Source organism: Paraclostridium bifermentans (assembly GCF_964259345.1).
GTDB classification, from domain to species: Bacteria; Bacillota; Clostridia; order Peptostreptococcales; family Peptostreptococcaceae; genus Paraclostridium; species Paraclostridium bifermentans_B.
Genome location: NZ_CAXVJR010000001.1, coordinates 265,607 through 278,339, shown reverse-complemented (window position 1 = coordinate 278,339; position 12,733 = coordinate 265,607). Strand labels below are relative to the sequence as shown.

General features: G+C 25.4%; 17 protein-coding genes and 1 riboswitch. Of the genes, 12 read left to right on the top strand and 5 right to left on the bottom strand.

Annotated elements, in window-relative coordinates; translation table 11 throughout:
- Positions 1–130: 130 nt before the first annotated feature.
- The gene (locus ACEXNK_RS01555; RefSeq protein ID WP_373600886.1) at positions 131–334 is read right to left on the bottom strand and encodes a hypothetical protein; all 204 of its coding nucleotides are present in this window, start codon (positions 332–334) and stop codon (positions 131–133) included.
- A gap of 111 nt (positions 335–445) precedes the next feature.
- Positions 446–646, bottom strand: coding sequence for a hypothetical protein (locus ACEXNK_RS01550; RefSeq protein WP_373600887.1), 201 nt, complete (start codon positions 644–646; stop codon positions 446–448).
- A gap of 211 nt (positions 647–857) precedes the next feature.
- Here ACEXNK_RS01550 and ACEXNK_RS01545 point away from each other — a divergent pair, with 211 nt between their 5' ends.
- The 6 genes from ACEXNK_RS01545 (at position 858) to ACEXNK_RS01520 (ending at position 5,269) form a co-directional block, all read left to right on the top strand.
- A complete protein-coding gene (locus ACEXNK_RS01545; RefSeq protein WP_373600888.1) occupies positions 858–1,325 on the top strand; it encodes an Ltp family lipoprotein in 468 nt (155 codons plus the stop codon).
- Positions 1,326–1,609: 284 nt separating this feature from the next.
- A riboswitch (PreQ1 riboswitch) is annotated at positions 1,610–1,654 on the top strand.
- A gap of 97 nt (positions 1,655–1,751) precedes the next feature.
- On the top strand, positions 1,752–2,720 hold the full coding sequence (locus ACEXNK_RS01540; RefSeq protein ID WP_373600889.1) for a nucleoside hydrolase: 969 nt from the start codon (positions 1,752–1,754) through the stop codon (positions 2,718–2,720).
- A gap of 1 nt (position 2,721) precedes the next feature.
- Positions 2,722–3,297 carry an ECF transporter S component gene (locus tag ACEXNK_RS01535; RefSeq protein WP_373600890.1) on the top strand — a complete coding sequence of 192 codons (576 nt, stop codon included), beginning with the start codon at positions 2,722–2,724 and terminating at the stop codon, positions 3,295–3,297.
- A gap of 1 nt (position 3,298) precedes the next feature.
- A complete protein-coding gene (locus tag ACEXNK_RS01530) occupies positions 3,299–3,988 on the top strand; it encodes a radical SAM protein (RefSeq protein WP_373600891.1) in 690 nt (229 codons plus the stop codon).
- 99 nt (positions 3,989–4,087) lie between these two features.
- On the top strand, positions 4,088–4,933 hold the full coding sequence (locus ACEXNK_RS01525) for a hypothetical protein (protein WP_373600892.1): 846 nt from the start codon (positions 4,088–4,090) through the stop codon (positions 4,931–4,933).
- Positions 4,934–5,083: 150 nt separating this feature from the next.
- Positions 5,084–5,269: a hypothetical protein gene (locus ACEXNK_RS01520; protein WP_373600893.1), complete on the top strand. Its 186-nt coding sequence runs from the start codon at positions 5,084–5,086 to the stop codon at positions 5,267–5,269.
- 38 nt (positions 5,270–5,307) lie between these two features.
- On the opposite strand, the gene ACEXNK_RS01515 is transcribed toward ACEXNK_RS01520, so the two are convergent.
- The gene (locus tag ACEXNK_RS01515) at positions 5,308–5,895 is read right to left on the bottom strand and encodes a hypothetical protein (protein WP_373600894.1); all 588 of its coding nucleotides are present in this window, start codon (positions 5,893–5,895) and stop codon (positions 5,308–5,310) included.
- Between the two features lie 171 nt (positions 5,896–6,066).
- On the opposite strand from ACEXNK_RS01515, the gene ACEXNK_RS01510 reads away from it, so the two are divergent.
- On the top strand, positions 6,067–6,414 hold the full coding sequence (locus ACEXNK_RS01510) for a hypothetical protein (protein ID WP_373600895.1): 348 nt from the start codon (positions 6,067–6,069) through the stop codon (positions 6,412–6,414).
- A 24-nt stretch (positions 6,415–6,438) separates the two neighbouring features.
- Here the strand turns inward: ACEXNK_RS01510 and ACEXNK_RS01505 are convergent, their stop codons facing one another.
- Both ACEXNK_RS01505 and ACEXNK_RS01500 read right to left on the bottom strand, forming a co-directional pair.
- Positions 6,439–6,684, bottom strand: coding sequence for a hypothetical protein (locus ACEXNK_RS01505; protein WP_373600896.1), 246 nt, complete (start codon positions 6,682–6,684; stop codon positions 6,439–6,441).
- Between the two features lie 84 nt (positions 6,685–6,768).
- Entirely contained in the window at positions 6,769–7,995 is a 1,227-nt protein-coding gene (locus ACEXNK_RS01500) for a sodium/glutamate symporter (RefSeq protein ID WP_373600897.1), read from the bottom strand.
- Between the two features lie 127 nt (positions 7,996–8,122).
- On the opposite strand from ACEXNK_RS01500, the gene ACEXNK_RS01495 reads away from it, so the two are divergent.
- The 5 genes from ACEXNK_RS01495 to ACEXNK_RS01475 all read left to right on the top strand — a co-directional run bounded on the left by ACEXNK_RS01495 (position 8,123) and on the right by ACEXNK_RS01475 (position 12,724).
- Positions 8,123–8,575 (top strand): hypothetical protein, encoded by a 453-nt coding sequence (locus tag ACEXNK_RS01495; protein ID WP_373600898.1) that lies wholly within the window; start codon positions 8,123–8,125, stop codon positions 8,573–8,575.
- A 102-nt stretch (positions 8,576–8,677) separates the two neighbouring features.
- The gene (locus ACEXNK_RS01490) at positions 8,678–9,301 is read left to right on the top strand and encodes a hypothetical protein (protein WP_373600899.1); all 624 of its coding nucleotides are present in this window, start codon (positions 8,678–8,680) and stop codon (positions 9,299–9,301) included.
- 228 nt (positions 9,302–9,529) lie between these two features.
- Positions 9,530–10,654: a putative manganese transporter gene (locus ACEXNK_RS01485; protein ID WP_373600900.1), complete on the top strand. Its 1,125-nt coding sequence runs from the start codon at positions 9,530–9,532 to the stop codon at positions 10,652–10,654.
- A gap of 73 nt (positions 10,655–10,727) precedes the next feature.
- Positions 10,728–10,868, top strand: a complete 141-nt coding sequence (locus ACEXNK_RS01480) for a hypothetical protein (RefSeq protein ID WP_373600901.1) — start codon at positions 10,728–10,730, stop codon at positions 10,866–10,868.
- Positions 10,869–11,017: 149 nt separating this feature from the next.
- Entirely contained in the window at positions 11,018–12,724 is a 1,707-nt protein-coding gene (locus ACEXNK_RS01475; protein WP_373600902.1) for an ABC transporter ATP-binding protein, read from the top strand.
- Positions 12,725–12,733 lie beyond the last annotated feature (9 nt).

The window sequence follows — 12,733 nt, the reverse complement described above, 5'->3', positions numbered from 1 at the left end:
TTATTTTTATGAACGAGTGAATTTTTATTGAATTTAAATAAGACCATATCTTAAATTAAATTTAGATAAGTTAAGATATGGTCTTATAAAAGGGGAAAAGACAGTAGGGAACTTCCCTACCATCTAATACCTAATTATGGAAGTTTTCGTAACACCAACTGCATCCATCAAATTTTTTAAAGGGGTGTTGAGTTTTAGCTTTAACTATTGCTTCATGACAATCTGAAAAATAACCAATATAAGTTTTGAATCTTGGTAAGTGATCACAATATTCAGAATGAACTATATATGACCCTTTTTTGTCTGGAATGTTTCCGAAGTAATAATGCTTCATAAAAACCCCACCTTTTAAATATTTTTAGGTTTCACCCTAATTAAATTATATCAAAAATGAATTACAAAAAGTTACACAAAAACGAGTTTGAAATATAAACTTATATAGAATTTAGTTTATAGATACAACAGCGTTAAGTATATGTTTTTTTAGAACATTAATGTAACCTTTTGAATTAAGATAGTCAATAGACTCAGATATATCTAGTATATCTAATCCGGGTATTGAAATATCTAAATCAACAATAGGTTTGTCACTTTTGGAAAAGTGGCTTTTTAAAAAAGTCAAAACTAGTAAATCGTTTTTATTCATAAAAACACAACCTTTCAATTAATTTAGGTAATATCCTAATTAAATTGTAACAAAATGAAGTTGCAAAAAGTTAAAATAATTAGAAATTTAACGAAAATAGTAAAAAAATAGAAAATAAAGTTAAAATAATTTCAAAATAGCAATAAATTACATAAAACGACACAGGCAATATTGTATAATGTTAATGACTTAAATTACTTGGAGGGAAATTATGAAATTAAAAAAGAAATTAGGGTTAATATTAGGGGTAGCTTTAACGTTATCTATGGTTGGATGTTCAGAGCCAGAAACAGATAAATCAGAAGATGGAAGTAATGCTCCTGTTGAGGAAAAAAAGGAAGATACTTCAGCTGAAGAAAAAATAGAAGAAGATGTTCCAACAGAATATAAGTCTGCATTAAGAAAAGCAAAAACATATAGCGATACTATGCATATGTCTAAGGATGGACTATATGAACAGTTAACATCAGAATATGGAGAAAAATTCACACCAGAAGCAGCACAATATGCGATAGATAATGTAGAAGCAGATTGGAAAGAAAATGCATTGAAAAAAGCACAGACATACCAAAATGATATGGCAATGTCACCAAGTGCTATTTATGACCAATTAATATCAGAATATGGAGAAAAATTTACACCAGAAGAAGCACAATATGCTGTAGATAATTTGGAGTAATACAATAATATTAATAGACGAAAATTGCAATTATATAAAATTTTATAAAATAGTTAATATAAAGACTAGAAGAAATTCTAGTCTTTTATATTTGAAAAAATTTAAAAAATAATTAATTATTCAGATGTTTGAGTTATAGTAAATACTCTTGAAGGAGATAAGAATTAATAGTATAATTAACAAGAATAAAAGTAACTAAACTTGTGTATGACTTATTAGAGACTAGATAAAAAACTAGACAAACACAGTTAAAATGATGAAAATACTAGATAGTTTGAAACTAACTAGGACTTGTTCGAGAACCTCCAAGTATAAAAAACTAAGGTAATTATATAGTGGCAGTATATAAAAAATATCCTTAGCTATGACTTTTAAGTTAAAAGTTGTAAGGTTCTCCTTTAATAATTTTTTAGGAGGAGATTTGTTATGCAAAAAAGAAAAGTAATAATTGATTGTGACCCAGGTATAGACGACTCTTTAGCTCTATTGCTTGCAATAAACTCACCAGAGCTAGAAATACTGGGAATAACTACTTGTAGTGGGAATGTACCCGCTAAAATGGGAGCAGAAAATGCTCTATATACACTTCAAAGATTTTCAAAACAAAACATAAATGTATATGTAGGAGAAGAAAATCCATTAGAAAGAGAACTGGTAACAGCACAAGATACTCATGGAAACGATGGAGTTGGAGAAAACTATTATGAAAAAGTCGATAATAGTTTAATAAACTACAATGGTGTAGACTTTATAATTGATACACTTAGAGAAAATAAAGATGTATCTATTATAGCTTTAGGACCATTGACTAATATAGCAAAAGCTCTTATGAAAGATAAAAAAGCTTTTGATAACTTAGACGAATTTGTATCTATGGGTGGAGCTTTTAGAATTCATGGGAACTGTTCTCCTGTTGCTGAATTTAACTATTGGGTGGATCCACATGCAGCTGATTATGTTTATAAGAACTTACCTAAAAAAATTCATATGATAGGTTTAGATGTAACGAGAAAAATAGTATTAACACCTAATATAATTGAATTTATAAATAGACTAGATAAAGATTTAGCTAAATATATAACAGAAATAACTAGATTTTATATTGATTTTCATTGGGAACAAGAAGGCATAATAGGGTGTGTAATAAATGATCCATTAGCAGTAGCATACTTTATCGATAGAAGTATTTGCAGTGGATTTGCATCTTATACTGAAGTGGTGGAAGATGGAGTTGCTATGGGACAAAGCGTAGTAGACTCATTTAATTTTTATAAAAAAGATTCAAATAGTATCATACTTACTGAAGTAGATGATAAAAAATTTATGAATATGTTCTTAAAAAGATTATTTCCAAATCATAAAGAAAAAATAGATATGGTAGGAGGAATAATCTAATATGAGTAAAAAATTAACTACATCACAAGTAACTATAATAGCACTAGGAGTTGCTTTAAATGTAATAGGTGCATTTATAGCATTAAACTTAAGGCTACCTATATATTTAGATTCAATAGGAACAATATTTATAGCATGTATATTAGGACCTAAATATGGTGTGCTAACAGGACTTTTAGGAAGCGCGGTAAGTGGAATGACCTTTGATATATATTCTTTCTTTTTTATGCCTGTTCAAATATCAACAGGATACTTAGCGGGAATAATGTTTGAAAAAGGTTTTTTAAAAGGAAAAAGGACTTTTTTAGGCGTTTTAGGGTTTGCACTTCCAACATCAATCTTAAGTTCTATAATAGCAGCATTTGTGTTTGGAGGAATAACATCATCAGGATCGTCTTATATAGTACAGATATTATCTGGTATTGGAGTAAATAAAGTAGTGGGTGTTTTTGTAACACAATTTTTTACGGATTATATAGATAAATTTATAGCAGTAATCATTGTTAATAGTATAGTATCTGTAGTCCCGATAAGTTTTATAAAAAAATTAAAATATGATAGTTATATGGAGATATAAAATGGATAGATATAGTGAAATTACTAATAAAAATAAAAGGGAAATAGTGTTATTAAAAGGATTTCCATGTGTATGGGGTAAATGTTCATTTTGTGACTATACACTAGACAATGATATTAATGAAGAAGAAATAAATAATTTAAACTTTGAAGTTTTAGAACAAGTAACAGGTAAATATAAAGTTTTAGAAGTTATAAATTCAGGAAGCTGCTTTGAACTTCCTAAAAAAACTTTAGAAAAGATAAAAGAAGTAATAGAAAATAATAAAATAGAAAAATTGTTTTTAGAAAGTCATTGGTGTTATAGAAATAGACTAGATGATATGAAAGAGTTTTTTAATATTCCTATAATATTCAAAATAGGAGTAGAAAGTTTTGATTATAATTTTAGAAATGATTTTTTAAATAAAAACGCAAAATTTAAATCAATAGATGAACTGAAAACTTATTTTGATTCTCCTTGTATGATGGTAGGTATAAAAGGGCAAACAAAAGAAATGATAAAAAAAGATATGGACATAATATTAAAGCATTTTGAACATGCTACTGTAAATGTATTTGTAAATAATACAACTGATGTAAAAAGAGATGAAGAATTGGTTAAATGGTTCAAAAAAGAGTATAAATTTTTAGAAGAAAATGAAAAAATAGAGGTGCTTTATAACAATACTGATTTTGGAGTAGGGGATTAAAAATTTCCACTAAAATAATAAAAAAATAAAAAAAACATTTAACTTAGTTCATATATAGTATATTATAATAATAAAGATATAGAACTGAGGTGCTAATATATGAACAACCATTTAAAAAAGACATCAATAATATCCATTATGTTAATAGTTGCGGTTAGCATGCTTTCAGGTTGCACATTAAGTGAAAGTGAAGATGTGAAAAAAGTAAGTGATAATGTAGTAGCTGAAAATTCTAATATTGATATAAATAAAAATAAAGCAAAAGTACTAGAAATAAGCAAACCAGAAGTTTTAGATGAAAATGTAGGTGACAATTTAATAGAAACTAAAACTAAGGTTAAAAATATTAGTGATTATAATATAAGAAACATAGAGTTAACATTTAGAGAGTTTGATAAAGATAACAATGCGTTATCAAAAACAGAAGCTTTATCAAAAATAACTTTATTACCTGGAGAAAGCGCATATATACAATCAGCTCATAAAAAATATGCACAAAGTGCAGAAGTTACAAGTTACGCTTATAATGTTAGTGATAAATTAGTTAATGTAAATTTATCAACAAACGAGGTAAATATAGTAGATACAAAAGAAAAAATAGTTAACGATAAGAAATATAATATATTAGGAATATCTGAGCCCAAAATAACAAATAAAGTTGATGGAGGGTACCATGCACAAATAACAATAAAGAATATGTCAGATAAAGATATAGGAAGTGTAATTTTAGAAATTGCAGAACTTAATGATAAAAATGAATATACTAATGTATCTTATTTAGATTCATATGATGTAATAAAAAAATCTCAAGAGATACAACTAAATTCTGTACACTCTGATGATGCAAAAAAATTAGAGGTAATTGGATATATATATGATGATGTAAGTAATAATAGTACAGTGGAAGTTAACTTAAAACTAAATGAATCGATATTAATGAAATAAATGGATATTAAAAAGTCTAAAATCTTTAAGGTTTTAGGCTTTTATTTTGCTCTAAATAGGCAATAATCTAAAAAATATGAATATAATAAAATAAATGAATACATAATTTGTTTATCAGTAATAATATTACTATTTAAGGAGATGATACTGATGACAGAAGAAAATAAAAATCAAAATTTAAATGAATTAGATTTTTTAAAGCTTAATGAAACTTTAGCAAACCCTGAATTCGCCAACTGGTATTACAACCAAGTTTTAAATGGGACAGATGCAAATTTAGAAATGCTAGGGTTTGTAGACATTGTAAAAAATTACTCAGAAGGAAAATTTGAATAGTTAAAAAATAGAGACCTCAAATACATGAGGTCTTGTTTTTATTTGAATCTTTTTTTATAAACTAACTCATAGAATAAAATTGTAATAATAGAAGCGAAAAATGCATTTATCATATCCATCATAGTATCTGTAAGCCCACCAGCTTGCATATTCGCTGTAAAAAAATCATCTATTAAAAACTCTGATATTTCCCATAAACCGGCTACTGCCATGCTAAAGAAAAATACAAAGGCTATAATAAGTCTTCTACTAAAAGATGTACTAACGGGATTAACATTCAATAAGTGAAATAAATCATAAGCGAATAATGTTGTTAATATACCAGATGAGAAATGCATTAGATCATCATAATGGTGTATTCCGTAAAAGTCTAAGCTAGATCCTAAATAAGATGCTGCAAATGTAAATACAATTATAAATAAAATTAAAATTGGAGAAAATATATCTATAAACCTTTTATAAATTAGTTTTATAAATAAAGTTGTCAAAAGAGAACAAAAACAAGGTGTTATTTGATACATTTGACCATAAAAAATAAAATAAATCAAAGATAAAGTGTAAAATGCAATAAAAACATTTAAGGTAATATCTAAATATTGAGGAACTTTTTTTTCTGAAAATAACAAATGCAACACTCCTTATATATTTATGTTTGTTAAATAGTATATTAACCTAAAAATATTATTATGTATAGTATAAAAATTCCTTATATAACAATAATTAATTGTGTTTTTTGTTAATAAAATCAAATACTAATAGTGAATGAGATATAATACAAAAAGAAGGGAGCTTATTATATGTTAGCTACTAAAATGTATAAAGCTGTAAAAGAGGAAAGAAAAAATAAAAAGATTAAGGAACAAAGAAACAAAGCTATAAAAGTAACTACACTTACAGCAGTAGGTATAGGGGCAGCAGTAGGAGCCACTATGATATACAAGAAAAATAAATCAAAACAAAATGAAGAGTATGATGAATATATGTATAATTTAGAAAGCTATAACAATGAAGATGAAAATTATGAACTACAAGAAAAAGTTGAAGAATTCAATAGTAACAGATTGAGTTATGATAATGAACAACATCCATCTAATGAAGAGATGAATAAATTTATAAATAAAACTGATTCATCAGAATTAAACTAAAAAAACTCCCCTATGGGAGTTTTTTTAATAATTTATTCCTGCAGCTTTTATATTTTCTTTATTCATAGAGCTACATGGAGTAACTCCGTAAGTCATATTACAATTTGGACATTTATCAACATGAGTTGTCATAGTAAAGTTTTCATTGCAATTAATGCAAGTTAGATTATGAGGACTTCTTAAAGGAAAGTCTCCTTTATCTTTACTTCTTACTAAATCAACTACTTGTTTACCATCATTTTTATCTGTATTAGCACATCCACAAGACATATATATACCTCCAAAATTTAAAATACTTACTTATTATATAGTATAAGTATTAATAAGTCTGTAACGTATGTTACATTCAATTAATTATTTAAATAAATTTATAAAAATTAAAATACAAGGTAATGTAAATATATCAAGTAAGAAAGCTCCAACTAGAGGAACTATTAAAAGTGCTTTTTCAGATGGACCGTATTTAGAAGTGATAGAGTTCATATTGGCTAAGGCATTTGGAGTATTTCCAAGACCATGACCAATAAGGCCAGATACCATTACCGCTGCATCAAAATTTCTACCGAGAACTTTAAAACAAATAAAATATGCATAAGATAAAACAAATAAAACCTGAGTAAATATTATTATAAGCATAGGTCCTGCAATATGTAATAAATCTAATAAATTAATACTCATAAGAGCTATAATTAAAAACATTGAAAGAGAAACTTCACTCAAAAAATCTAAAAGAGAAAAATTTAGATTTAAAATATCAAATGGCTCACTTATATTTCTAAATATACAAGCAATTACCATACAACCAACTACATTTGGAATTATGATAGAAGTTTTTAAATAGAAAATATTTGTAATTAACTCTCCAAAATTCATACATAAAAGTATGATTAAAATTTGTTCGAAAAAATTGATTATATTAATGGATTTGCTATTTTCTTTAGTTAATCCTAGCTTTTTAAATAAATTGTATCTATTATTATACTTTGATAAGTTGTAATTAAAAGATGGTTTTAAGTTATTTTTTGTTATTAGAAATCTAGATACAGGAGCTCCAAGTACTCCTCCTAATATAATTCCAAGAGTAGCAGCTGCAAGACCTATAGTTACAGCACCATCTACTCCAAGACTTTCTACAGTGCTTCCAAAAGCAGCTGCATTACCATGACCGCCCTCCATGGATATAGTACCGCACATAAGACCTATTAATGGATGAACACCAGTTATTTTTGCCATTATAATAGAAATTATATTTTGAGATAATGCTAAACCACCACATAGTATCCAGTATTTAAAAAGAAGTTTACCTCCTTTTCTTATAAATTTGAAACTAGCATTGAGACCTAAGATTGTGAAAAATACGTTCATAAAAAAAGGAATAATAGTATCTAAAACATTAATGTTAATAGTATTTGAAATTCTTAATATTAAGGATATAAAAGTAAATAATAATCCACCTATAACTGGAGATGGAATGCAAAACTTATTAAAAAAACTAATATTATTTTTTAGCCAAACACCAATTATAAAAAATGCTATCCCAAAGCATAAAGTTGAAGTTAAATTTAAATTTATAGTTAACAATATATCACCTCCTTTGAAAATTATATGATTTAAATAGATATTTATGAAACAAGCACTAAATTTATAAATAAATATAAATAGTTAATGGGATACTAAATAATATATTGATTTATAGGAGGATTGCTTTATGGTAAATGAAGATAAAACATTTAAAATAGATTATTTTTCAAAATATTATTTTTACACTATAGAAGAATTTAAAAAAGAAGAAGAAGATTCTGGATATATAATAGATAAAATAAATGAATGTAATAGATTAGATTATAAAGGATATACATATAAATATAGTAAATATAACAATATAGTAAAAGGAGAAACGAAAAAAAATATATATATGACTATAGATAAAGAACATGACTATGTAATTATAGATGGAAATAAAAATAGACTTGATTTAAGTTATAAATATGATACTAAACAATTAGAAGATCATATTAGGATTGCAACTAAAATATGCAATGATAAAGATGAAAATTCTTGTTTGATATATATAAATAATAAAGATTCTAGTGAATTTTTAAACACAATGGACAATATAAAGGAAAAACAGATTAAATTGATGGAAAATAACCTTCATTAATCGACAATAAATAAATATAATAAAATTTAAAATAAAATATTGTTTTATTGTGGTAAAATAGGGTAAAATATAAATATAAAAATATATTACGGGGTGGTACATATGAAAAGAATAAATGATGTTTTAAAATCTTTTAAAGATGAATTAAAAGGAATTATGGATACTATGTTAGTAAGTGAAAGAATTAATTCACAAAGATGTCTAGCTAAAGATATAGACACAACTAAAACTATAATAGATCAAAAAGAGCATGAAAAAAGAGAATTAACTCAAGGTGAGATGAACAAGATACATAAAGAGTTAAGTAAATTAGTAGAAGATTTAAAAGGTATAGCTGGAGAATTATTAGTAAGTGAAAGATTAAATACACAAAGATGTCTAGCTAAAGATATAGATACTACTAAAACTATAATAGATCAAAAAGAGCATGAAAATGTTGGAATAAATGAAATAGAAAAATTAGCTAAAGAAGCTAAAGGATTAGTAGACACAATGATAGCTGAGGAGTCATTAAACACAGAAACTAACATAACAAACGGTATGGATACAACTAAAACTATAATAGACGAAGAGAAAAATTTAGAAAATACAGAAGAATTTAATAAATTAATAGAAGAATTAAAAACTCTAATGTCAACTATGTTAGTAGGAGAAAGATTAAATACACAAAGATGCTTAGCTAAAGATATAGATACTACTAAAACTATAATAGATCGTAAAAAATAAAATAGCCTAGGCTATTTTATTTTTTTGATTAAAACATATAAATAGTAACATATATAATATAAACATCATACTTTGATAAGTAATATAAATTAACTAATTAAGAATTAATGTAGTATTTATTGGACATAAATTAAATTAGATTAAATGAAAACAAATGAAAAAGAAAATCATTTACAAATGAAAAATGTGATGGTATAATCTAAATACAAAATTTAAGGAGGAATGCATATGGACATATTGATCAATAGTGCAGAAGAAACCTTTTTACATGTGGGATCTTTAGTTAGTATATCGATATTACTATTTGGATATATAAACTATAAAACGAGCGGTAGTTTTATAGACGTAATAAGTAGGAATAAAAACATACAGCCTATATTAGGAGCGTTATTAGGAGCTCTTCCAGGATGTGGAGGTAGTATAGTTTTAATGCCTCTATTTATGAGCAATAAAGTTACTTTTGGAACTATAATAGCAAGTTTAATAGCTAGTATGGGAGATAGTGCATTTTTAATGATGACTAGCGATTTTAAAGCATATATAGTTATAACAGTAATAAGTTTTATAGTAGGGATAATAACTGGATACTTAGTGGATGGTTTTAAAGTAGAGCAAAGGCTAGAATTACATAAACATAAAAAAAGAGTAAATACTAAAGAAAAAGCTGTAGGCTTAAGATCAAGCAGTGCTAATGCATGTGACATAAAGGTTCATAATAAGTTTTATCATATATCTCATGAAATAGTTCATGGGGTAGGATATAAAATATATTTATTTTTACTTATAAGTGGATTTATATTTATGGTATTAGCTCACTCAGGGTTAGAGTTTGGATTTATAGAAGCTATGCATTCATTTGAAGAAGTTATAGCGATAGTAGGTATTGTATGCTCATTTGTATACATGATAATGACTAAAAAAGTTTTAGAAAATGAGAACTTTGAAGAAAATGAACATAAACTAATGTCATTAAAAGAAACTATTATACATTCTGTAAGTGAAATTTCTTTTGTAATTGTATGGATATTTATAGCTTATATATTCTATGATATTGTAATATACTTTGTTGGAGGAGAAGAAGCTTTAGTAAAATTAGTACTTGGAGCAGGTGTTTTAAGTGTATTTGCAGGGGCGGCTTTAGGAATAGTACCAGGATGTGGTATACAAATTGTAGTAATGTCATTTTACTTAAAAGGAAGTCTTCCATTTGCAGCTTTAGTAGCAAATACTATATCTCAAGATGGAGATGCATTATTCCCATTGCTTGCAATGGATAAAAAATCAGCTATGTGGGCTACAATAATAACTACTATACCAGCTATTTTGGTTGGAATAATAATATATTTTTTATAATATTTAAAATAAAATATTAACTTATTATTAAATTTATACATACTCTATAATATAGGCTATTAGGAGGGGATGTATGAAAAATAATTCTATGATTGTTGGAATAGCAATAGGAGTATTAGCAGGAATACTATTTACTAAAATAAATTTTACTATTATTCTTACATTAGCTCTTGGAATATGGATTGGACATTATATATCTAACAATAAAAAATAAAGTTATCTCGTTGTAAATGAGGTAACTTTATTTTTATGCCTAAAACTAATAAATTAAAGGCGTTTTACATTAAAATTATTAGAATATATAAGTTGGATATAATAAAAAGTATGATATGTTTAATATAAATATAATTAGGAGGTGATAAATTGATATATTTTAAAAAATATATAATAAAATATTTAAAACTATTTATTATAGGAATTATTTTAGTTTCAGTAGAATCTATTTGTGACCTACTACAGCCTACTATATTATCTCAGATAATAGATGTTGGAATAAAATATAAAGATATAAACTTTTTAATTGAAAAAGCAGGTTTAATGATAGGAGTAGCTGTTATTGGAGCTATATTTGCTATATTAAGATGTATAATATCAACCAATGTATCTCAACGATTTGCAAGAGATTTAAGAAATGATTTATTTAAGCATATAAATACATATTGTTTTGAAGATATAGATGAAATAACAAGAGCATCACTTATAACAAGAATTACAAATGATGTTACTCAAATACAACAATTTGTAAATGGGCTTATGCGTATAATAATAAAAGCTCCTATTTTATGTATAGGAAGTTTTATATTAGCAATGAGGCTTAACTTAAAGCTTTCTGTAGTTTTATTAATAGGGATAATAACTATATTTTTAATAATAATTATAAATTTTAAAATAGGGACTCCATTTTTTAGAAAAGTACAGAAATCTTTAGATGATTTAAACTCAAGTATAAAAGAGTATTTAGAAAATATACGCATAGTTAAATTATTTAATCGATATGACTACGAGTATGATAAATTTGAAAATATTAACGATAAATTGCTTATTTCTACAGCGAAAGCTATGAAAATAAGCTCGTTATTTAGGCCTACAATAACATTAATAGCAAATATAATAATTATAATCGTTATATATGTAGGTTCTAGAATGTTTTTTAATGGAGAAATTGAAATAGGTATTATAGTAGCATATATAAACTATATAGGCAGAATATTAACATCTTTATTAATGATATCTCATATATTTAATGTTTTTATAAGAGCTAAAGCTTCAAGTGATAGAATAAGAGAGGTTTTAAATAAAGAAAATAAAGAAATTAAATCAAATATAAATTTAAATATTAAAGGTAATATAGAGTTTGCAGATGTTAATTTTTCGTACAATACAAATGACATTGTTTTAAAAAATGTAAGTTTTAAGATAAACAAAGGAGAAAGTATAGGAATAATAGGATCAACTGCAAGTGGAAAAACTACTTTAATAAATTTAATATCTAAATTTTATAATATTAATGAAGGTATTGTAAAAATAGATAATATTGATATAAATAAACTAAATTCTAAAAATTTAAGAGAGTATATAGGGCTTGTTCCTCAAAAAAGCATACTATTTAATGATACTATAATAAATAATATAAAAATTGGAAATAAAAATGCAACAATAGAAGAAATTATGAATATTTGCAGTATATGTGAATGTGACGAATTTATAAATCAGTTTGAAAAACAATACAATCATATTATAGGAGAAAATGGAAAAAATTTATCAGGAGGTCAAAAGCAAAGGTTGTGTATAGCCAGAGCATTAATAAAAAAACCGAAGATAATTATATTAGATGATTCATTTAGCGCAATGGATGTAAAAACTGAAAATAAAATAAGAGAAAACATAACTAACCATATAAAAGATACAACTTACATACTAATATCTCAAAAAATAAATTCAATTATAAATATGGATAAAATTATGGTAATAGACAACGGACGAATAGTTGGGTTTGATAAGCATAAAAACTTAATAAAATCTTGTGATTTATATAAAGAGATATATGAATCTCAGATGAATACATATTAAGGAGTTGCA

Coding starts and splice junctions, on each gene's coding strand:
- ACEXNK_RS01555 (WP_373600886.1), bottom strand. CDS start 334: ATGAAGCATTATTACTTCGGAAACATTCCAGACAAAAAAGGGTCATAT.
- ACEXNK_RS01550 (WP_373600887.1), bottom strand. CDS start 646: ATGAATAAAAACGATTTACTAGTTTTGACTTTTTTAAAAAGCCACTTT.
- ACEXNK_RS01545 (WP_373600888.1), top strand. CDS start 858: ATGAAATTAAAAAAGAAATTAGGGTTAATATTAGGGGTAGCTTTAACG.
- ACEXNK_RS01540 (WP_373600889.1), top strand. CDS start 1,752: ATGCAAAAAAGAAAAGTAATAATTGATTGTGACCCAGGTATAGACGAC.
- ACEXNK_RS01535 (WP_373600890.1), top strand. CDS start 2,722: ATGAGTAAAAAATTAACTACATCACAAGTAACTATAATAGCACTAGGA.
- ACEXNK_RS01530 (WP_373600891.1), top strand. CDS start 3,299: ATGGATAGATATAGTGAAATTACTAATAAAAATAAAAGGGAAATAGTG.
- ACEXNK_RS01525 (WP_373600892.1), top strand. CDS start 4,088: ATGAACAACCATTTAAAAAAGACATCAATAATATCCATTATGTTAATA.
- ACEXNK_RS01520 (WP_373600893.1), top strand. CDS start 5,084: ATGACAGAAGAAAATAAAAATCAAAATTTAAATGAATTAGATTTTTTA.
- ACEXNK_RS01510 (WP_373600895.1), top strand. CDS start 6,067: ATGTTAGCTACTAAAATGTATAAAGCTGTAAAAGAGGAAAGAAAAAAT.
- ACEXNK_RS01505 (WP_373600896.1), bottom strand. CDS start 6,684: ATGTCTTGTGGATGTGCTAATACAGATAAAAATGATGGTAAACAAGTA.
- ACEXNK_RS01495 (WP_373600898.1), top strand. CDS start 8,123: ATGGTAAATGAAGATAAAACATTTAAAATAGATTATTTTTCAAAATAT.
- ACEXNK_RS01490 (WP_373600899.1), top strand. CDS start 8,678: ATGAAAAGAATAAATGATGTTTTAAAATCTTTTAAAGATGAATTAAAA.
- ACEXNK_RS01485 (WP_373600900.1), top strand. CDS start 9,530: ATGGACATATTGATCAATAGTGCAGAAGAAACCTTTTTACATGTGGGA.
- ACEXNK_RS01480 (WP_373600901.1), top strand. CDS start 10,728: ATGAAAAATAATTCTATGATTGTTGGAATAGCAATAGGAGTATTAGCA.